This is a genomic window from Staphylococcus sp. HMSC069D12, from assembly GCF_001810405.1.
Classification (GTDB): domain Bacteria; phylum Bacillota; class Bacilli; order Staphylococcales; family Staphylococcaceae; genus Staphylococcus; species Staphylococcus haemolyticus.
This window is the reverse complement of sequence record NZ_KV801100.1, coordinates 72,576-93,653: the sequence shown is the minus strand read 5'-3', so window position 1 is coordinate 93,653 and position 21,078 is coordinate 72,576. Positions and strand designations below refer to the sequence as shown.

19 protein-coding genes, 2 pseudogenes and 1 riboswitch are annotated in these 21,078 nt (G+C 32.3%); of the genes and pseudogenes, 8 read left to right on the top strand and 13 right to left on the bottom strand.

The window, feature by feature from the left end; genetic code table 11:
* Window positions 1–185: 185 nt before the first annotated feature.
* The gene (locus HMPREF2737_RS03530; protein WP_083303060.1) at window positions 186–992 is read left to right on the top strand and encodes an EamA family transporter; all 807 of its coding nucleotides are present in this window, start codon (window positions 186–188) and stop codon (window positions 990–992) included.
* A gap of 52 nt (window positions 993–1,044) precedes the next feature.
* Here HMPREF2737_RS03530 and HMPREF2737_RS03525 read toward each other — a convergent pair whose 3' ends face one another.
* Window positions 1,045–1,899, bottom strand: a complete 855-nt coding sequence (locus tag HMPREF2737_RS03525) for a fructosamine kinase family protein (RefSeq protein WP_037551550.1) — start codon at window positions 1,897–1,899, stop codon at window positions 1,045–1,047.
* A gap of 230 nt (window positions 1,900–2,129) precedes the next feature.
* On the opposite strand from HMPREF2737_RS03525, the gene HMPREF2737_RS03520 reads away from it, so the two are divergent.
* Together HMPREF2737_RS03520 and HMPREF2737_RS03515 are read left to right on the top strand one after the other, a co-directional pair.
* Window positions 2,130–3,197 (top strand): quinone-dependent dihydroorotate dehydrogenase, encoded by a 1,068-nt coding sequence (locus HMPREF2737_RS03520; protein ID WP_037551549.1) that lies wholly within the window; start codon window positions 2,130–2,132, stop codon window positions 3,195–3,197.
* Window positions 3,198–3,269: 72 nt separating this feature from the next.
* Window positions 3,270–3,563: a hypothetical protein gene (locus tag HMPREF2737_RS03515; protein WP_037551548.1), complete on the top strand. Its 294-nt coding sequence runs from the start codon at window positions 3,270–3,272 to the stop codon at window positions 3,561–3,563.
* Between the two features lie 52 nt (window positions 3,564–3,615).
* Here HMPREF2737_RS03515 and HMPREF2737_RS03510 read toward each other — a convergent pair whose 3' ends face one another.
* From HMPREF2737_RS03510 to HMPREF2737_RS03495, 4 genes are all read right to left on the bottom strand, one after another.
* Window positions 3,616–4,332 (bottom strand): epoxyqueuosine reductase QueH, encoded by a 717-nt coding sequence (locus HMPREF2737_RS03510; protein ID WP_037551547.1) that lies wholly within the window; start codon window positions 4,330–4,332, stop codon window positions 3,616–3,618.
* A 63-nt stretch (window positions 4,333–4,395) separates the two neighbouring features.
* On the bottom strand, window positions 4,396–4,920 hold the full coding sequence (locus HMPREF2737_RS03505; RefSeq protein WP_229664818.1) for a hypothetical protein: 525 nt from the start codon (window positions 4,918–4,920) through the stop codon (window positions 4,396–4,398).
* Window positions 4,892–5,404 carry a DUF3278 domain-containing protein gene (locus HMPREF2737_RS03500; RefSeq protein ID WP_037551546.1) on the bottom strand — a complete coding sequence of 171 codons (513 nt, stop codon included), beginning with the start codon at window positions 5,402–5,404 and terminating at the stop codon, window positions 4,892–4,894. Before HMPREF2737_RS03500 ends, HMPREF2737_RS03505 begins: the two co-directional genes overlap by 29 nt.
* A 572-nt stretch (window positions 5,405–5,976) precedes the next feature.
* A complete protein-coding gene (locus tag HMPREF2737_RS03495; RefSeq protein ID WP_229664820.1) occupies window positions 5,977–6,552 on the bottom strand; it encodes a TetR/AcrR family transcriptional regulator in 576 nt (191 codons plus the stop codon).
* A 55-nt stretch (window positions 6,553–6,607) separates the two neighbouring features.
* Between HMPREF2737_RS03495 and HMPREF2737_RS11745 the strand changes: the two are divergent.
* Window positions 6,608–6,802: pseudogene (locus tag HMPREF2737_RS11745) on the top strand (acyl esterase); the annotation flags it as partial.
* Between the two features lie 134 nt (window positions 6,803–6,936).
* Here HMPREF2737_RS11745 and HMPREF2737_RS03490 read toward each other — a convergent pair.
* The 3 genes from HMPREF2737_RS03490 to alsS form a co-directional block, all read right to left on the bottom strand.
* On the bottom strand, window positions 6,937–7,824 hold the full coding sequence (locus tag HMPREF2737_RS03490; protein ID WP_037551545.1) for a zinc ribbon domain-containing protein: 888 nt from the start codon (window positions 7,822–7,824) through the stop codon (window positions 6,937–6,939).
* Window positions 7,825–7,964: 140 nt separating this feature from the next.
* Entirely contained in the window at window positions 7,965–8,669 is a 705-nt protein-coding gene (budA, locus tag HMPREF2737_RS03485) for an acetolactate decarboxylase (protein WP_037551544.1), read from the bottom strand.
* 34 nt (window positions 8,670–8,703) lie between these two features.
* Window positions 8,704–10,368, bottom strand: a complete 1,665-nt coding sequence (alsS, locus tag HMPREF2737_RS03480; RefSeq protein ID WP_037551543.1) for an acetolactate synthase AlsS — start codon at window positions 10,366–10,368, stop codon at window positions 8,704–8,706.
* 740 nt (window positions 10,369–11,108) lie between these two features.
* On the opposite strand from alsS, the gene HMPREF2737_RS03475 reads away from it, so the two are divergent.
* Window positions 11,109–12,560 (top strand): APC family permease, encoded by a 1,452-nt coding sequence (locus tag HMPREF2737_RS03475; RefSeq protein ID WP_037551542.1) that lies wholly within the window; start codon window positions 11,109–11,111, stop codon window positions 12,558–12,560.
* Window positions 12,561–12,617: 57 nt separating this feature from the next.
* Here the strand turns inward: HMPREF2737_RS03475 and HMPREF2737_RS03470 are convergent, their stop codons facing one another.
* Together HMPREF2737_RS03470 and HMPREF2737_RS03465 are read right to left on the bottom strand one after the other, a co-directional pair.
* Window positions 12,618–13,955: an aspartate aminotransferase family protein gene (locus HMPREF2737_RS03470; RefSeq protein WP_037551541.1), complete on the bottom strand. Its 1,338-nt coding sequence runs from the start codon at window positions 13,953–13,955 to the stop codon at window positions 12,618–12,620.
* A 242-nt stretch (window positions 13,956–14,197) separates the two neighbouring features.
* Window positions 14,198–15,013 (bottom strand): MetQ/NlpA family ABC transporter substrate-binding protein, encoded by an 816-nt coding sequence (locus HMPREF2737_RS03465; protein WP_011274783.1) that lies wholly within the window; start codon window positions 15,011–15,013, stop codon window positions 14,198–14,200.
* 112 nt (window positions 15,014–15,125) lie between these two features.
* A riboswitch (SAM riboswitch) is annotated at window positions 15,126–15,232 on the bottom strand.
* 147 nt (window positions 15,233–15,379) lie between these two features.
* On the opposite strand from HMPREF2737_RS03465, the gene HMPREF2737_RS03460 reads away from it, so the two are divergent.
* Window positions 15,380–15,805 (top strand): hypothetical protein, encoded by a 426-nt coding sequence (locus tag HMPREF2737_RS03460; RefSeq protein ID WP_011274782.1) that lies wholly within the window; start codon window positions 15,380–15,382, stop codon window positions 15,803–15,805.
* Between the two features lie 199 nt (window positions 15,806–16,004).
* Window positions 16,005–16,631: a cell surface protein gene (locus HMPREF2737_RS03455; protein WP_229664819.1), complete on the top strand. Its 627-nt coding sequence runs from the start codon at window positions 16,005–16,007 to the stop codon at window positions 16,629–16,631.
* Between the two features lie 39 nt (window positions 16,632–16,670).
* On the opposite strand, the gene HMPREF2737_RS03450 is transcribed toward HMPREF2737_RS03455, so the two are convergent.
* From HMPREF2737_RS03450 to HMPREF2737_RS03440, 3 genes and pseudogenes are all read right to left on the bottom strand, one after another.
* Entirely contained in the window at window positions 16,671–17,996 is a 1,326-nt protein-coding gene (locus HMPREF2737_RS03450; protein WP_070650043.1) for a putative glycoside hydrolase, read from the bottom strand.
* A gap of 318 nt (window positions 17,997–18,314) precedes the next feature.
* Window positions 18,315–19,075: pseudogene (locus HMPREF2737_RS03445) on the bottom strand (HAD family hydrolase).
* Window positions 19,076–19,271: 196 nt separating this feature from the next.
* Window positions 19,272–19,754, bottom strand: coding sequence for an AAA family ATPase (locus HMPREF2737_RS03440; RefSeq protein WP_037551539.1), 483 nt, complete (start codon window positions 19,752–19,754; stop codon window positions 19,272–19,274).
* 172 nt (window positions 19,755–19,926) lie between these two features.
* On the opposite strand from HMPREF2737_RS03440, the gene HMPREF2737_RS03435 reads away from it, so the two are divergent.
* Window positions 19,927–20,817, top strand: coding sequence for a fructose bisphosphate aldolase (locus HMPREF2737_RS03435; protein WP_037551538.1), 891 nt, complete (start codon window positions 19,927–19,929; stop codon window positions 20,815–20,817).
* Window positions 20,818–21,078 lie beyond the last annotated feature (261 nt).

Sequence of the window (21,078 nt, the reverse complement as noted above, 5' to 3'; positions counted from 1 at the left end):
GATTTTCTATGCCACTCAACAAATATATTTCATAGTCTATCGTAGAATAGTTCGAGCCACAAATGTTTATTTATAAGATATATTCAGGTATAGAATCAAACATCATAACTTATCACGATAATAATTATGATATTATATAAAATAAATATATAATAATATATAAAACAACTAAGAAGGGGCATACCATGAATAAGGTTAAAAAAGGGTATTTATTTAATATTATTTCCGTAGCAATCCTGTCTTTAACCCCAATATTAAACAAACTTTCACTCACTGATTTATCAGCTATTAAAGCAAGTTTTTTTAATGCTTTGTTTTCAACTTTAATATTATTAATAACTGTATTACTCGATAAAAGTAAAATAAAAATCTATCATAACAAATTTATATGGCTCTTAGTTATTACTAATACAATAGGTATTTTACTCCAATATGTAAGTTTAAGTTTGTTAGATCCAGTTAGTGTTGGATTATTAGGAAGATTTTATATTATATTTGCGTTGTTTCTTTCAGTGCTCTTTCTAAATGAAACGTTGTGCAAAAACGATACCCTTCCTATAATTTTTGCTGTTATAGGTACATTCTTGATTACTCATTTTTCAGGTGATTTTAACAGTATATTAGGTGTGATTGTCGCCCTATCTTATACATTCTTTTTTGCGCTAACGAATATATTAGCTAAAAAGACCGTCAAAGACATTGATTCTAAAACCATCTTACTATACAATCGGGCGACTTCTACTTTGTTGCTTATGAAAGAGTTATACTTTGATTTAGCTGGAAAAGCCCTACCTTATCAGCTTCCAAATATTACTCAATGTGTAGACATGGATAAAATTATATATGGTTCAGATGCACCTTATACAACCGATCAAGTTGTTACGATGTTAGCTGATGAACTTGAAAGAACTGATTTATTATCACATCATGAACTTGAGAAAATGTTCTATGATAATGGCAAACAATTATTAAAAACAATTAAAGAAGATTAATAAGCTTGAGCGGCACGGGTATCACTGTACCTGTACCGCCCATGCTTATTTTTTATGCCAATATTTCATCCATTGATCGATTTACGCTACTAGCGTACATTCCACCAAATTTTAGTAAATGGACCATAAATAAATATAGTCTATAAAATTCTAAACGCTTACGAGCACCTTTTCCTGAAGGATAGTGCTTCTCATATTCGTCATAAAATTCTCGGGTAAATCCACCAAATACAGTAGTGATTCCTAAATCAAACTCCCTATCGCCATAAAACGGTGCAGGATCGAATAAAGCGGGGCTACCATCTGTTAAGAACATATAATTGCCACCCCATAAGTCTCCATGCAATAATGACGGTTTACTATTGTGATTTTCTAGTTCATTTACCATCACTGTGCGTACTTGTTCATAGACTTTATTATCTTCGTCATTCCATAATCCTTTCCCCATGAGTTCATCTCTCAAATGATCCATACGACGTTCGACAAAGATTTCAATCCACGAATCAGACCAAGTATTATCAAATGAAATATCTCCACCTTCATGAGGTAAATCAAATCCAAATTTGCCGTCAGATTGTTGCTGGCTATGCATTTTGGCTACTAATTGACCTAGTTCTCGTTGACTACCGGTCGTTCCCTCATCTAAGTAACTCAATATTAAGAAAGCATCACCATTAATTTCACCGCTATCAATCACATGTGGTGCTGTAACACCTGCTTCCTCAAAAGCGTTAAGTCCAGCAATTTCAGCAGCATAGAATGATTTATCACGATTGCGTTGAACTAATAAGAAATACACGTCATCTTCTGTAGTTACTTTGAATGCTTCGTTCACATCTCCACCACTCACCGGCTTAATATCTCGTATATGATTTAATGGTAATTGTTCTTGCCAATCTTTTTTCATGATGTTTCCTCCTTCGAATACATCTTCTCACTTTATTATTATATTTCCTGAAATAGGACTATTTAATCGTTAGCATATATATCCACATTTAAGTTGAGGCAAATTTTTAAACAGTTTCTAAATTAACTATGCAATTATTGTTGAACATGCTAGTCTTAGAGAGGAATGTTTTTTCAATGATATTAAATGAGGATAGTAAGCCTCAAATACAATGAAACAGGAGCATTAAAATGTATAAATTAATTAAACCACTATTATTTAAATTCGACCCTGAAAAAGCGCATGGCATGACCATTGATGCTTTAAAACTTGCCCAAAAACGCCCCTTTTTACTACCTATTATGCACAAAATCTTTAACTATGAAGATCCTTATTTAACACAAACAATTAAAGGTATCACATTTAACAACCCAGTTGGTTTAGCTGCTGGCTTTGACAAATCTTGCGAAGTACCTAAAGCACTTGAAAATATTGGCTTCGGTGCACTTGAATTAGGTGGCATTACACCTAAACCTCAAGATGGTAATCCAAAACCTCGCATGTATCGTCTAGTTGAAGATAATGCATTAATCAATCGTATGGGCTTTAATAATATTGGTATGAACAGAGCGTTATGGAATTTACGTCGCCATTCATACAATATCCCTGTTGGCTTAAATGTTGGTGTAAATAAAACGACACCTTATAATGAGCGTTATCAAGATTACATTAAAGTAATTGATACGTTTAAAGCTGATGTCTCATTTTTTACAGTTAACATAAGTTCACCAAATACTGAGAATTTACAAAGTTTCCATGATAAAGATGAATTTTCAATGTTATGCAAAGCTTTGAAAGAATTTAAAGCCAATACAGAAGTAAATGTCCCTATTTTCTTAAAATTAACTTCTGATTTAGAACTAGATGGTTTTAAAAATATTCTACCAGCAATCACTGAAACATTTGATGGTATGATTCTAGCGAATACAACTCGTAAGCGTGATGGTCTCACTTCTTCTAATAAAGTAGAAGATGGCGGATTAAGTGGACAACCCCTTTTCAAAAGAAATTTAGAGTTAGTGAAATGGGCATATCAACAAACAAATGGCGAATTCTTAATTATCGGCACAGGCGGTATATTTAGTGCTAAAGATGCCATTCAAATGATGCGAAATGGTGCATCTCTTGTTCAAATCTATTCTTCATTAGTTATTGAAGGTCCTGGTTTGACTAAGAAGATAAATAAAGACATCGCTGCTTACTTAAAGCAACATAATTATAGTAACGTGAGTGATATTATTGGATTAGACGCGAAATAATATAGCTTTACTTAATTATAAAAAGTACTATACTTAAGCCAAAGATAACAAGTTTACCGGAGGGGTATACGTATGACTGCAGAAGATAAACATACAAAACAAAATGCAGACCAACCGTCTAAAAGTAAAGAACAGCCATCAAATCAAAATGATAAAGTACAAAAAGATGACGATAATAGCATTGGTTACAATGGTGAAAAGAAAACTGCACTTGATCTTGAAATCGAACGTGAATTACTTGAAATGATGGAAAATGAAGATCCAGAACCTGAGAAGCAGAAAAAAGGTTTAAAAATTGCAGGTATCCTATCTGCATTTGTGATTGCCATTCTAGCCATTATACGTTTCATTAATCGAACAATATAAAATACGACTCCTAATTTGAAATGATTAAACTTCAAATTAGGAGTCATTTTCTCTAAAATTGTTGTAAAAAATCTTTAGCTTCTTGATTGATTTGTTTAAAATCAATACCTTGAGCCATCGCAGCGAAGACACATCCACAATAGCATTGTCGAAATATATGATAGTCATTACACATCTCTATTGAACGTTCATAGCCCTTATTTTTCTTGAAGTCACTCGGCAAGTAGCTCACGTCATATAAATGTTGTACTTCCATACCCAGTTCATTTATAAGTTGCGCATTCTTTTTAGGTGATAGTGTGAGTGCACTTCCAAAGTAATCATACCCGTATTTCACAGCAGCTTCAGCAACTAGCTCCAACCGCATTTCGAAACATGCCGTACAACGTAACCCTCCTTCTGATTCTTCAGTGAGGCCACGTGATTTTGCCATTTTCATAAATTCATGCGGTTTATATTCCGCTTCAATATATTTAACGTTCTTTCCGGTTCTCTCATTAAAATTATAAATAAATTGTTCCTGAACTTTTGCACGTCTTAAATATTCATTTTTAGGATGTATATTGGGATTCGCAAAATAAATTGCCACGTCAGCATACTCCGTTAAATATTCTAACGTATAAGTGCTACATGGCGCACAACAACTATGTAGTAAGATTTTAGGTCTTAAACCTTCCCTTTCCCATTGATTAATTAATTTTTTCAATACCTTATCGTAGTTAATTTTTTGATTCTTCATTTTAGCAATAATTGGATCAGCTTTTAACATAAAAAATGACTCCTTAAGCATTATATACATTTATTATATAATAATTAAGGAGTTGAATAATAGTTAATATTCTTTTTTTAGCATAATCATATAGTAAATAAACATGATACCGCCGAATAGCACACCAGAAATTGCACATTTGATTAATTGTTCTTTGAAGTTAAACCCATCATTAAAAATATAAGGGAAGATAATCCCCGTAATAATAAACATCACCGTTGCAAAATAAACGACGAAAAACGAGCATTTTATTGCAAGCTTTTTCCCCCATTGTTTGTATTCTTCAGCTGAATGAGCTTTTAACTCATCTAAACGGTTTCTTCTATTAATCCAAAGAGATACAAACGTTAAAATAACACTCAACGCTAATAAGCATATTGTTCCAAAATTCACTGTTTCTCTCTTCATATCAATAACCAAACTTATTGTACCTAAGATAACTATTGAAATATATGTCAATAAAAACATAACCGCTAACTTATGTTCAAGCACACCTTGCTCACGCTCATCACGACCTGTGGGATTTTGAGTGAACCAATTAAATAAATTTATCCATTTCTTAATCCCTCTCACCATATTCTTTAACAATTTTACCTTTACCAACGAAATAACTTACTACGCCGAAAATTAAAGCAGAAATAAAATTAAATGTTATGAAAAATCCTAATTCAATCTTTTGATCCGAAAAATATAGTCGCGTTAAATTAAGTAGGCTCATGATTACACCGAACAAAATACCACCGAAAATACTGCCTAACTTATGTTTCTTTAATAATCTTTGATATGCTTCTTTAGAATAAACTCGATTTTCATCTAAATTATTTTTTCGAATGCCCCTCGATAAGAAAATACTAGCAATAAAGAATAAAACAAATATACCGATGGTCGGTACATTAACACGTTGAACAACATAATCATTAATTAAACTTATAAAAGCTAAGATTAGTAAGCCTAAATAAGTGATAATAAATGTTGTAGTGACGTGTCCATATAATTCCTCTTTTTCACGTTCATCAAGTTCAGTCGTTGTACCGATGATTCGATTAATCATCTTATCTCTAAAATTAGTCATCCTCAACCACCTCAAGATTATTGATAACTCTTTATGTAAAATATAAACGACATCAGGATGAATGTCAAATATAGCCGACACACACATTGATTAATTTGCTTAACATCAAGTGTTATGCTAAAATATCTTTAATAAAAAACACCTAGCACGTTTGTGACTCGGTACTAGGTGTAAAAATAAAGGACATATTACTGACTTACAGGTAAGCCAATATGTACCTCCAATTTCTATTATTGGGCTAACGTTTTCTTAATTGCGACATAAGAAAACGTTATTTTTTATACTTTATTTCAAATATTAAAATAATTATATAACCCAAGATACATATAATGTCATTTAATGGGAGATGAACCATTATATCTATTGTCATCATGCTCTCCCCCTCTCTCCCAATTGGATTCATAGAGTTAGAGATACATAACAACGTAATAGGTTCCCTCATTTTTATGCGTTTCATTATACATCGTATACTATTATATAAAACTCAATAATATTTAATTCAACAATCTATAATAATCTTTTTAAAATTAAAAAGCTCCTAATCACTAATATCAGTAATTAGAAGCCATACATTATTTATTAATCTCTCTTTGTATAATTGTAGCTGGTCCATTATTAACAATATCATAAAAGTATTGAATTAAATCTTCTTTAGGGATGCGGTTACCATCCTCAACCCAATGTCTTAAGAACGATAATCCTGCACCTGAAACATAGCTCATAAAATATGAGAAAGGTATACCACTAATATCACCATCTAAATTAGTAAAACTATTTAAATAGTTCATTAGCAAGCCATATAATTTTTCATGCAATCTAGATTCCGTGCCTATTTTGAACATTAATTGATAAAACGTTATATTTTCTTCAATATGCGCAATAAGAAATTCCATTATATGTCTTAAGTCTTCTGTTGAGAACTTTCCACCACTACTCTTTTTACTCTCTTTACTAAAATTACGCACAATATCTACATGTTCATCTTCCATCTTATCTAGCAATTCAAATTTATCTAGATAATGCCTATAAAACGTACCACGATTGATATCAGCTAAATCAGAAATTAGTTGTACAGTAACATCATTAAAATCATACTTTTGTAATAAATCTATGAATGCTGTTTTAATCGCTTGTTGAGATTTTCTAATTCTACGATCCTAAGTCATTTGATAGACCTCACTTTAAATATTTGTTTTTGTACAATCTGGTACATTATTTAAAAAAGGTGAGTCATTAGCAGTTGTTGTTAAATGTAACGAAATTATCAAAGGTAATAGCACTCCTTTACCTAATATGAAAACAAGTTATGAACACGAAGATACTGTAAACAAAGGCAATCACCTTGTTTATACTGGTGGCGATTATGATTCACACCTAATTATTCCAGTAATTGAATAATTATTTAAAGTAAAACAAACATTAAACATTTTCCTTTTCTCAATACCTAAAAGCCAGTAAATGAATTATAAAATTCACTTACTGGCTTTTAAATTTATATATCATCTACCATTAATATTTATCTCAAGATATCATTAGAGCCAACGCCAAAATAATTGGTGTAAAATACCTAAATCATTATATCGATGAATGATAGTTGAACCAAATAAATGTAAGGCAAATCCAATAATTACAAAGAAAATCATTACACTATAGAAACTCGCAAAACGTAACGTATGATTTACACTATACTTTGAAATGAAATACACTGATGATGTTAAAAGTAAAATCACTGAAAAGGCAATCAATATACCACTGAAAATATACAACTCAAGGAAAAACACAATAAATCCCAAAAATAACATACTTACTGATAATGTATTAACTAATATATAATCAGATAAAACCTTTTTAAAGGAAATGCTTTCTACTATCATTAAGTGAATAACGGCGAATGTTACGATAAATAAAAACGCAAGTGCTAGCATAGTAGTTAATACAAATTTCAAGATAATTGTTGCAGTATCAACAAAATAACCATCAAATAAACTTGCTGAAAGTAGGTGTAAAAACATTCCCAATATAAGTAAACCAATAATGACTAATGATAATAGCAAAGTAATACTAAATGACTTATTCCCTTTCATCACTGCATCATGAGAAGTAAAAGCTTGTTTAAAAAATTGCTTACTTTCATTGAAGGTCGATTTTACCTTAATTGTAAATGGACCTTCAGCGTAGCGATGTTCATAAGACATATATCTATGTGCAAATTCACCACGATCGTACTCACTATGATTCTGTTCTCCATTAATTTGTTCTTGCTTAACAGCTGTAGAATGACTTGTAGATTGAATCTCCGAATTGAATGATTCTGTTGTTGATTGCGTTGATTGAGATAATGAACCATTTAATTCATTACCACAACTACCGCAATATTGATCTCCTTGTTGATATGTCTGACCACAATTTGGACATTGCATTAGGGCTCCCTCCATAAATATAAAATTCTAAGTTATTATACCATTATTTTATATTGTGTCATATATTATATTTTATAAATTAAAAAAAGAAAGATGAATTCATTGAGAATTCATCTTTCTTTTATAGGTATGATTATTAATTATTCAGCTTCTCTAATCTCTGCATCTACATCTGCATAATCAATTTCTGTTTCTGTAAATGTTTTATTATTAACTGGGAAATGTTGTTCGAATGTTTCGAAATTCTGTATTTCAACAGTTACATCGTCTACTTCAAAGTCTAATACATGACCACCAAAGTTGCGATCATCATTAGCAAAGTGAATATGGAAGCCAGCTGATCCAATACCGTGGAATAATTCTGGAGTAAAGAATCCAATAATTGTTCCTTTAATATCTTCACGCGTTTCCTCTGGTTGTCTACGTGCTGAATCAATTAATCTAGTGTAAGGTGGTTCTTGTTTAGGCATCATTCGTACGTGCATTTTTTTAAACGTACCACTTATTTTCACTGCAGAGAATAAGTTATCACTTAACATATGTTCTTTAACTTCGTTTAACACTTTTTCAGAATCTTTATTTGAAGTTTGATATGTTTGATCTGCTTCAAAACGAGTAATTGTTGCATATGGCGTCATTTCATCACCATTTAGTTTCTTAAACTCCTTATGCTCGTTAGCATGGAATGCTTCACCATCTAAAAAGATAACCTCACCATTAGAACCTGTTAATGTAGCTAGTCCTGAATCACCATGTTCTAATAGTTCATCGATAGACGCAGTTCCTTCTAATAGACCTGCCATTAATGTACCTAAAGTACCATGTTGATATAATACGTGACTCATTGAATATTCACTCCTATGTTTGTTTGACTAATAATTAATTTAAAGAATCTGGTAATACATTCGTTGATAATTTGATATTGTCTTTATAATTCACTGGTATATCAATTAATACAGGGCCTTCAGTTGCATAGCCTTCTTTTAAAGCTGCTTCTAATTCTTCTTGATTAGTAACACGTAACCCTTTTGCACCGAATGATTCAGCATATTTCACATAATCAACTGGTCCAAATTCAACACCAGCTGAACGTTTATATTTCATTTCTTCTTGGAACTCTACCATATTATATTTACCATCATTCCAAATTAATTGGATGATGTTTAAATTTTTACGTACGGCTGTTTCTAAATCTTGACCTGAGAATAAGAAACCGCCATCTCCAGCTACTGACACAACTTGAGTATTTGGGCGCACTAATGCAGCTGCAATTGCCCAAGGTAAAGCAACACCAAGTGTTTGCATACCATTACTAAATAGTAAATGTCTTGGATTGTAACTTCTAAATTTACGTGCCATCCAAATATAATGACTACCTACGTCAACAGTAACAGTTGTATCGTCAGTTAGTGTTTTTTGCATTGTTTCAATAATTTCTAATGGATGCATTACGCCATCTTCATGTGTGTACTTAATACCTGTTGCTTCAATGACTTCTGCTCTCAAACGTTCTAAGTCATCTAAACGATTTTGATTAATAATAGGTTCATGCACATTTTCAGATAGGAGTTGAATTGTCCCTGCAATATTACCAATTAATTCTTTTTTAGGCCGTAAAAAGTTAGTGATTTCAGCCTGTACTTCATCAATAGCAATGATTTCTGTATCTAATTCTTTATTCCAGTTACTTGCTTCGTATTCAATTGGATCATAACCAATTGCAACAACTAAGTCAGCTTTTCTTAATAATTCGTCACCTACTTGGTTACGGAATAAACCGACTCTTCCAAAGAAGTGATTTTCTAATTCGCGGTTAAGTACACCGGCACCTTGGAATGTTTCAACAACTGGTAAATTTGATTTAGCAACTAATTTACGAATTGCTTCAGTTTCTTTCTCACTTGAACTTCTCATACCTACTAGCAACACTGGGAATTTCGCATGTTTTATAGCTTTGATAACGTCTTGAATGTCTTCTAAATTTGGAACACCTAGTTGGGGTTGTTCACATAAATCAATTGCATTAGATGTTACTGGAGACTCGATAACATCTTGTGGGATACTAATAAAGCTTGCACCATTTTTACCTGAAGTCGCTGTACGAATAGCGTTTGTCATTACCTCAGATAAAGACTCAGGATCTTGTACTTCTGCACTATATTTCGTAGATGATCTTAAAAGAGAAGCGTTATCTACTGCTTGATGCGTCATACGTAATAAATCGTTACGTTTAACTTGACCACCGATAGCTAACACTGGATCACCTTCTGAAGTCGCTGTTAATAATCCAGTTGTTAAGTTACTTACTCCAGGGCCACTTGTTACTAATGCTACACCCGGTTTACCAGTTAAACGACCGATACCTTGTGCCATCATGGCAGCATTTTGTTCGTGACGTGTCACAATAAGTTCTGGACCATCATCTTCAAGAGCATTAAAGAGATAGTCTATTTTAGCTCCTGGAATACCAAATACGTAATCTACATTATTATTTTTTAAAGTATCAATGACCATGTTTGCAGCAGAATAGTTTTCTTTAGTCATCTGAATTCATATCCTTTCAAGTTTCGTTTTAAATTTTAATATTAAAAAGAAGCCACTTACATGTCTATTTTTTAAGGGAAAAAGAGGGAAAGACTTAGTTACATGAGTTGTGGCTTCTTTATATTTAAAGTTACTTCATTATTTCATTGTTGCTAGTAATCTCAGTTAGGGATACATATTTAAATGCGAGATGGGAGTTTTCTATCTATGTCAATGGGTGTAATAAATCATAAAGTTTAGCACTACTATGCTAATACAATATAAGGGGATGGATTTACTACATGAAATAGAAGCATTTAAATATGATGTAACTTTATTACATAACTAATTATAGTATGCGCCGAACTATTAATAAAATACATATTTTCGATAGAACCTATTCCATAATGGAATAGGTCAACAAACTTTAATTTTTTAGTAAAATACCACTAAATAAAGGTCTAATTACTTGACTTATTGTGTATTTTTAGTATGTTATTCTCAGTCGAAAGACTACTTTTTATATTTTGTGGATAATTTTACTCTTTTTTGTTGTTTTTATTTCTTATTAATCTGTTATAATCAAATCTATCATTTAAAATTTCCTTGTTACACTCTGTCATTTTATAAAAAGTAAGAAAACTTAAAATTTTCAGAAATTTTAGACAAAAATTTAAAGTTTTGTGCTAGTATAATAAATATTCTAGAGATAACAAGCTAATCTTATAACTCAATATATTAGTAAGTGGAGGTTCATAATTATGGCCAGTTTTTTCAAAAATTTAACTCGAAAAGAAGATCCCACAATCTATCAAAATAAAGATGGTCATTTAAAACGTACATTACGCGTTCGAGATTTTCTTGCATTAGGTGTTGGTACGATTGTATCAACTGCAATTTTCACATTGCCTGGCGTTGTAGCGGCTGAACACGCAGGCCCTGCCGTTGCATTATCATTCTTACTTGCAGCGATTGTTGCAGGTTTAGTTGCCTTCTCATATGCCGAAATGGCATCAACAATGCCTTTCGCCGGTTCAGCTTATTCTTGGATTAACGTTTTATTTGGAGAATTTTCAGGTTGGGTCGCAGGTTGGGCACTTTTAGCTGAATACTTTATTGCCGTAGCCTTTGTAGCATCCGGATTCTCAGCCAATCTAAGAGGACTCATTTCGCCATTAGGTATTGTCTTACCTAAAGCATTATCGAATCCATTCGGAGCTGATGGTGGTGTCATTGATATCATCGCTGCTGTTGTAATCATTATTACAGCAATCATTTTATCACGTGGTATGTCTGAAACAGCACGTGTAGAAAACGTCTTAGTTATCTTAAAAGTATTTGCAATCGTATTATTCATTATCGTAGGTTTAACTGCTATCCAAGCATCAAACTATGTTCCGTTTATTCCAGAACATAAAGTGACTGAAAATGGTGATTTCGGTGGTTGGCAAGGTATTTATGCTGGGGTTTCTATGATATTCTTAGCTTACATTGGTTTCGACTCAATCGCTGCCAACTCTGCAGAAGCCATTAACCCACAAAGAACAATGCCTCGTGGTATTCTTGGTTCATTAGCTGTGGCATTAGTATTATTCGTAGGTGTAGCACTAGTATTGGTTGGTATGTTCCATTACTCTAGATATGCAGGTAATGCTGAACCTGTAGGTTGGGCACTTCGTCAAAGTGGCCACGGTATTATCGCCGCTGTCATCCAAGCTATTTCAGTAATCGGTATGTTCACTGCTTTAATTGGTATGATGTTAGCAGGATCACGTTTACTTTATTCATTTGGTCGTGATGGTTTATTACCATCTTGGTTATCAAAATTAAACCATAAACATTTACCAAACAGAGCACTTTTAATTCTAACAATTATCGGTGTATTAATTGGTTCAATGTTCCCATTCGCATTCTTAGCACAACTTATCTCTGCAGGAACATTAGTCGCATTTATGTTTGTGTCTCTTGCAATGTATCGTTTAAGAAAACGTGAAGGTAAAGATTTACCAGTACCATCGTTTAAAGTACCATTCTTCCCTGTATTACCAATAATCACATTTATTTTAGTATTACTTGTATTCTGGGGATTAAGTTTCGATGCTAAACTATATACTTTAATTTGGTTCGTAGTTGGTATCATCATCTATTTAAGTTATGGTGTTCGACACTCTAAGAAAAATGAAGAAGAAGACTACATTGTACCGAAAGATTAATTTAATCAAATAAACTAGAAGAGGCTGGGACATCATTCCCAGCCTCTTCTTTACGTATTACCAACCTTGACCATCAATATTATAGTTATCCAGTTGTCCATCTTGTAACGCTTGCAATGCATTCTCTATTGTATTTAACGCATAATCTAATTGTTCATACGTAATAACTAATGGAGGTTGGAAACGTAATACATTACCAGCTACTGCAATCAATACAAGACCATGATCAAAACAATAATTACATATTTTAAGTGCTTCTTCAGAAGCTCTCGTCTTAGCTTGTTTATTTGATACGATATCAATACCAATTGATAAACCTTTACCACGCACATCTCCAACGAAATCATAAGCATTCACCCATTGATCCATTCGCTTACGCACGTAAGCCCCTTTTTCAGAACTAGCAGTTAATAAATCTTCATCTTCAATCATACCCAATGTAGCTAAAGCCGCTTCACAACTTACAGGATTCGCACCAGTTGTAAATAGATGTGCCGGTGCCTCAAGTGTCTCTATGATTTCTTTACGCCCAATAATAGCTGACATCGGTAACCCACCTGCTAGTGATTTACCAAATGTAATTAAATCCGGTGTGAAATTAAAGTGATCAATTGAACTCCATGTCCCAGTTCGCCCTAACCCCTGTTGAATATCATCTACAGCAATTAGAATACCATGTTCACGGCATAACGTTTCTAATGCCTCAAAGTAACCATCTACAGGTTCTAATAGACCTCCGTCACCTTGGATTGTTTCTACAACAATACAAGCCACTTCTTCCGCTGGCACATATTTCGCAAACATTTCTTTTAATGGTGCAAGATACTCTTCAACTGTATTTGCATTTGGCTGCTCATACATCCCTCTATATTTATCAGGGAATGGAATATGATAAAATCCATTCAATAATGGCCCATAATGTTTGCGCATATTTAAACTAATGGCAGACATGGATAATGACCCAAATGTTGACCCATGATATGCATTTGTAAAACTAATAATGTAAGGGCGTCCCGTATAAGCTCTCGCAAATTTAATAATACCATCATTCGCATCAGACCCACTCAATCCAAACGTTACACGCTTTTCATAGTCACCTGGAGCAATTTTACATAGCTTTTTAGATAATTTCACTGCTGGTTCATGATACATATATGCTGGTGTATAATGAATAAATTTCTCAGCTTGTTTCTTAATCGCTTCGGTAACTGGTTTAGGTGCGTGTCCTACATTTTGTGAACTTGCACTTGATAATAAATCAATATATTCTTTACCATCCACATCTACTAGTGTCGCACCATAACCATGGTCAATGGCTAATGGATAGTATTTTATTCTCCCTGATGCGGCGAAGTATTTACCATCTTCATTAATTAATTCCTCTGCTTTACTCATATCGGCTCATCCTCCCAAGATAGACCATCCCTTTTGCTTCCCTCTATTTGAAAAGTTCTTCGGCCCTCTATATAAACACTATTTCAGTGATAATATTCAATATATTACTAATAATTGTCAGATTTGTAAATATTTTCTGAATAATCAAAAATAATTAAAGTTTGTAATTTTTGGTATTTATTATTTTCTTTTTAAAAAGAACCCACAAAGCAATTACTTTGCGGGTAGTTTAATATGGATAATTATTTACTTTCGTATGGAATTACGTCGTCTCCATACTCTTTCTTAATATAATCTTTAATTTCTTTCGATTGCATAACTTTTAATAATTCTTGGAACTTTTTATCTTTTTTATGTCCTTCTTGTACAGCAATAATATTGGCAAACGGAGATGATTTACCTTCCATAACAATTGCATCTTTAGAAGGTTTCAAACCATTATCGATGGCATAGTTAGAATTCATAATCACTGCTGCTCCTTCACCATTTTTATATGTCTTTGGTAAAAACTCAGCCCCTTGTTGATGATTGAATTTTAAATTCTTTTTATTTTCAGCGATATCTTCAAACTTAGCATCTTCAATTTTGACACCTTTTTTCAACTTAATGAGACCTTCATCTACAAAGAATGATAAAAATCGTCCCTCTTCCGCTGGATTATTTGAAACATAAATCGTTGAACCTTCAGGAATATCTTTTAGATTTTTATATTTTTTACTGTATACGCCCATTGGAGTTGTAAATACTTTACCTAATTCTTCTATTTTATATCCATGACTTTTCTTTTCAGCTTTTAAATAAGGTACATGTTGGAAGAAGTTGGCATCTACATCACCTTTATCTAATAATTTATTTGGCACTTTATAATCATTGACCTCTTTAACTTCTAAATCATAGCCTTTTTTCTTTAATTGTTCTTTAGCTTTCTTCAACACATCTCCATGGGGTGCAGGTGAAGCAGCAACCGTGATTTTTTTACTATCCTCTTTATCTTTGCCACATCCTGCCAATACAATAACTAAAACTAAAATACTTATCACACTTAACCATTTTTTCATGTATATCGACACCTCTTTTTTAATAATGATTCAATTACACTTCAACTCTTAAATAGTTAGAAGACATAAAAAAATACTTTCTATTATTTAAGAGAAAGTATCGATAGACTTTCTCTTATCTCTTAAAGTATTGTCTACTTTATGTGAATTAGCACCATTTCGTTAAACGACGGTTGCTGGGCTTCTTAGGGCACATCCCTCCACCACTCTTGATAAGAGTTAACAAGTTTTATTGAATTGATACCATATTAGCATTGGATTTTGTCTTGGTCAATATAATTTTTAAAATATTCTAAATTTTTAAAATGTGTGATTCATCTTGCCATAGGGAATAGCTTGTTAAACATACTTAAAGGATGGATATTTATGATACGATACGGCTACCACTTTCTTAGCGCATTGCTAATTAGCATTTTATTATTACTTATAATGTTTATTATGGATGTCGTAACACACACGACGCACCTAACCTTGTTATTGATCAATATCGATTTCATTGCTGACCCAAATCAAACACCATTGATTTTAGAACTATTGATTCATATTGTCATTGGATTTTTAATTTACATCACATTTCTATTTATTTATAAATTTTTCAAACCTTTTTACAAAATAAGTTATTTATTACTGATCATCATTTTTCTAATATTATATCCATCACTTATTATGTTGGCACAACGTCCATTTTTCCAATTTAGTTGGACAGAATATGGTTTATGGATAATTGCACATTTGATTTTCACTGTTTGTATGGCATGGTCTATCCCTTACTTTTCTAAAAAGAAATGGTAAGTTAGCATCTTTGAATTTTCTATAACGATTGTTTATATTCATAAAAACTTTAATATTGTAAATCTAACTTTACAAATATGTCATTCTTTAAGCTAATTTAAAGTTTCAATATGGTTTACTTTAAAGCCCTATTTTAATTAATTCTGAGTGTTACACTGAGTCTGTAAACGATAAATAATGAAATGGGGTTTTCATTGTGATGAAGGTTTCTCTATTTGCGTCAACACTTATTTCAAGTACAGTATTATTAACTGCGTTTAGCGGACATCAAGCTTTTGCTGCTGATATCGTTACTAAGAATAACGCACAAGAAGTTGCTTCAGAGGCGTTATCAAATAGTGGAGGTAATCCAGATTTACAAAACTTTGGAAAAGTAATCGACAAAGGGGGCTATTTTGAAATTAAAAGCCATAATAAAGCAAATGCTGGTTTAGGTGTTTATAGAGTTCATAAAAATGGCCAAGTCGAATATAAAAATGATAAATATAGTAACTTTAATCAACTTCAAAGTGGAGAAACACATGTTGAACACGGTATTGCAAATGCTGCTGAATTAGATGATCAAAAGGAAGAAATATCTAAAATTAATTCTGTAGATTGTGCGCGTGAATTAAATTCATATTATGTAGGTAACGTCAAATCCAACGAAGTGCCTTCGTCTCAATCAGTAAAAAAACAAGAAAACCATGATAGCACTAACTCTCAATCTTCATTACCTGAAACTGGTCATTCAGACAGTGAACAATCCACTCAATTATTAGGTAGCATTTTCTTATTACTAGGCGGTGCGTTAGTAGCTAAACAATCTCATAAAAAAATCTCATAGAAAAAAGCGAGATGACTTCAAAGTCATCTCGCTTTTTTATTATTGATTGCTGTTCCCATTCTCTTCATTACTATCTTTTTTATTGTCGTCTTTATTGTCTTGCTGTTTTGTATCTTGCTCTACACCTTCTGGGTCACGTTCTTTCGCGCTACCTTTTTTAGGATTATAGTTTGCACCTTCAGTATATTCGTTACCCGCATTCCATAGTAAGAACTCATTCACACCATTATCTTTTAAAGCCTGAACTTGTTCAGATACTGCTTTCGCATCATAATCAATATAATTACCATTACCTAAATATGATGCTGTGAAATCTTGAATCCATGGACGAGAAATTGGTTTTTTCTTACCAAGTGAATCTAGTAAACTGTTTTCTTTTTGAATGTATCGATTTACTGTTTTGTATGGTTCTGTATCCGGAGCATCTAATCCAAAGTCACCGTTACTCCAATGTGAAGGATAAATCATTGATGAAATCGCATCTACATTTTCAGACATTTTAGGGAAACTTTGACCAATGCCTGGTGCGTTTTTAACTAATGCAGAATAGCCAAATACGTCTGCCGATACGTTAACACCCATTGGTTTCAACTCTTTATTAGCATGTTCTAAGAATTTTGTAATTGTATCAACACGTTGATCACCTGAACTTAACTTGCTATTTTTGTAGTCACCCTTACTATAAGTTAAACTGTCTGCTTCATTTTCAAAGCCCTCTAGGAAACGTACATAGTCAAATTGAATGTCTTGGAATCCAGCTTTAGCTGCAGCTTTAGCGACAGTAATATCATAATCCCATACTTCCTTCATGAATGGGTTAACAAAGCTATCGCCTTTACCATTTGCCCAAACTGATCCATCACTTTCTTTAAATGACCATTCAGGATGTTCTTTTGCTAATTTACTGTCCTTAAATGTAACGATACGAGCAATTGGATAAATATTGTTATCATGCAATTTTTTCAACAATTTCTTACCATCTACAATATCTAATGTGTTCTTATCCACTTGTTTATTTCCCGTGTTAAGTTTCATTGTGATATTACCTTCATCATCTTTAACATCGATAACCATTGTATTTAATTTAGAATCTTTAATGAACTTAATTAATTCATCAATCTTATCGCCTTGTGTCGAATTGCTTGTGGCATAAATTCCCTTAACGCCATCTTTAGGGTAATCGACTTTATTCTCATTCTTGTTTTTGTCATTATTCTTTTTCAATTTCTCGCTTTGACTGTTAGTTTGTTCGTTCTTCTGGCTGTCCCCTTTTTGCCCGCTACTAGATGAATTATCACCATTACTGCACGCAGCGAGTAACAAAGCACTTGTTGTTAATACAGCAAATATTTTGTTCTTTTTCATTCCCTTAGCCTCCGAATATGCTTTATAAGTATAAATAGGTTCTCATTATTTAGAATAGTAAGCGATTTAAATAGTTTAATTATCCTAAATAAGAGAACCTAACTTTCTTATAGAATAGCATACTCTATGAACTATTAATCAATATGGCAAAATTTTATATAATAAATTATCTAATATTTGCATGTATTTAATTTTTAAAAATTAATGATACACTGATTATGTTACAAGAGTTCTGAGATGAGAATTGTCTATCACGCATAAAAATAGAGTGTACAGAAAATGATTACTTTTTCTATACACTCTAATTTTCGTATTAAACTAGTTATAAATTGTTAAATCTTTATATTCATCATCAAGGAGCTTTTTTAGTAGAACTTCAATATTATCTTCGCAATATTATCTTCGCAATAATAAAGTCCATCTTTTATATTTATTTCTGTATCTTTATCAGAATTCGTTAACCAAATGGTAGCCATATTAACATTTAATGCTCCCGTGATGTCATTTCTATAAGAATCTCCTATAAACAAGCACTCTTCAGGATTAACGTTTAGTCTAGACGTGACATTTAAAAATGCTTTAGGATCAGGCTTTTCGCAACCTATATTTTCAGATATAAAAATATTCTTTTCAAAAATTGATCTAATATCGAGATTATCAATTTTAGTGTTCTGTTCTTTAAGCTTTCCATTGGTAAGTATGGCGATGTTTACATTTTCTTTTAGTGACATAAGTAAATCATTCATTTTTCTATTAACAGTTATACTAGACAGTAGCTTAGTAAAAAAGGATTCGAAATACTCGTTGGCTTCTTCTCGAGAAATATTTATATCAAAATGCTGTAAAGTTTTAATTAGCCTTAACTCTCGTAATTCATCTAAGGTAATAACCCCTTCATCATGCTGTTTCCAAAAATATAAATCATATTTTTTAAATAATTTCATAAAGTCACTATAATCTATATCTTTAAATAACGTATACGCTTCAAACGTATCTTTATTCGCTTTTATCCATAACTTATTAAAAGAAAATAGCGTATTATCTAAATCAAAAATAACCAATTTAACTTTTTTAATCATTACTCACACGCCTTTTTAAATGAATGAAGGTTAAAAAACTCCCTACCTTTAAAATAAAAGATAACATAAAACGAACTATTATTCACTTTTAATATAAATAGTTCGTTTTATACCAGGTTTTTATATCGTTAATAATAAGAAATTATGTTAAATATTTGTAGGTATTTTTTAACTAATGACCATCTTGATGATTATGTTATATGTTTTTGAGACGTGAATTACTTATAATCCATTTAATATGACCTTGCGTTTTCAGTTGTTGTAACTTGATGAATTCATTATTATTTTCAGGAAATTGCCACACATATTTTATAAATTCAAAACTAATTGTATTTGGATTACCCCCAATGCGATGTCGTTTCAAATTGTGAATAATCACCCTTTTTATGACACGGTAAATACACTTCCATCTAGGTTCTTTTAACCATATAACGACAGTTGCTCTCTTCAACCTTAAAGATAGTGTGTCCGAATAATTGCCATCAATAATCCAAGTATTTTTAGCAATAATTTGATTAAGCTGTTCAATTAATTCTTCTTGACTAATCATCGTTTTGTTATCAATCCAATTGATGTTATCCATGTGATATAAAGGTATGCCATACGTTTTATGTAAATGATGAGCTAATGTCGATTTACCAGAGCCTGGACTTCCAATAATTAAAATACGTTTTTCCATTTTCCCTCACTTAATAAGATTAATTAACTTTATTATCGCTAAATGCGTCTAATTTATGAAACTATAAACTGTAAAATATGAATTTTCAATAAATATAAGTTTTATAACTTGAGAATGAGCTTTATTTTTATCATAATAAATATGAAAGTTAATTAAAGGAGTGGAAAGAGTAATGAATAAAGAACAATTAGAAAAAATGACAAATGGGAAAGGTTTTATCGCAGCATTAGACCAAAGTGGCGGTAGTACTCCTAAAGCATTAAAAGAGTATGGTGTAAACGAGGACGAATATAGCAATGATGACGAAATGTTCCAACTTGTGCACGATATGCGTACTAGAGTTGTAACTTCACCTTCATTCTCTCCAGACAAAATTTTAGGTGCTATCCTTTTCGAACAAACTATGGATCGTGAAGTTGAAGGCAAATACACTGGTGACTACTTAGCAGACAAAGGTGTTGTACCTTTCTTAAAAGTCGACAAAGGTTTAGCTGAACAACAAAACGGTGTTCAATTAATGAAACCTATCGATGATTTAGACGATACTTTAGACCGTGCGGTTGAACGTCATATCTTCGGTACTAAAATGCGTTCTAATATCTTAGAATTAAATGAACAAGGTATTAAAGATGTTGTTGAACAACAATTTGAATTCGCTAAAAAAATCATCGCTAAAGGTTTAGTACCAATCATTGAACCTGAAGTTAACATTAACGCTAAAGATAAAGCTGAAATTGAAGAAGTATTAAAAGCTGAAATTAAAAAAGGCTTAAATGCTTTAAACGATGATCAATTAGTAATGTTAAAATTAACTATCCCAACTAAAGCTAACTTATACAAAGAATTAGCAGATCATCCAAATGTTGTACGCGTGGTTGTATTATCAGGTGGTTACAGCAGAGACGAAGCTAACAAATTATTGAAAGACAATGATGAATTAATCGCAAGCTTCTCACGTGCATTAGCAAGTGACTTACGCGCTAGCCAATCACAAGAAGAATTTGATAAAGCATTAGGTGACGCAGTAGATTCAATCTACGACGCATCAGTAAATAAAAACTAAGGTGCGAAGAAAAGCGTTCAGATCGTGAGCAATAACGAGCTATGAGCAAAAATCGCTCTTTGATTTTAGCGATTAGCGTATTATTATCGAACGACCTGCTTTTCGTAGCCCGTTTATCACCAGGTGCGAAAGTGAGCGTTTAGGTTTTGAGCAGAATCGAAAAGTGAGCAAAACTGTTCTTCAAGTTTTGTCGAACTTTGAGTATTTCTGCCGAAAAACCTGCTCACTGCAGCCCGTTTATCATTCCGGCGAAGTGCTCTA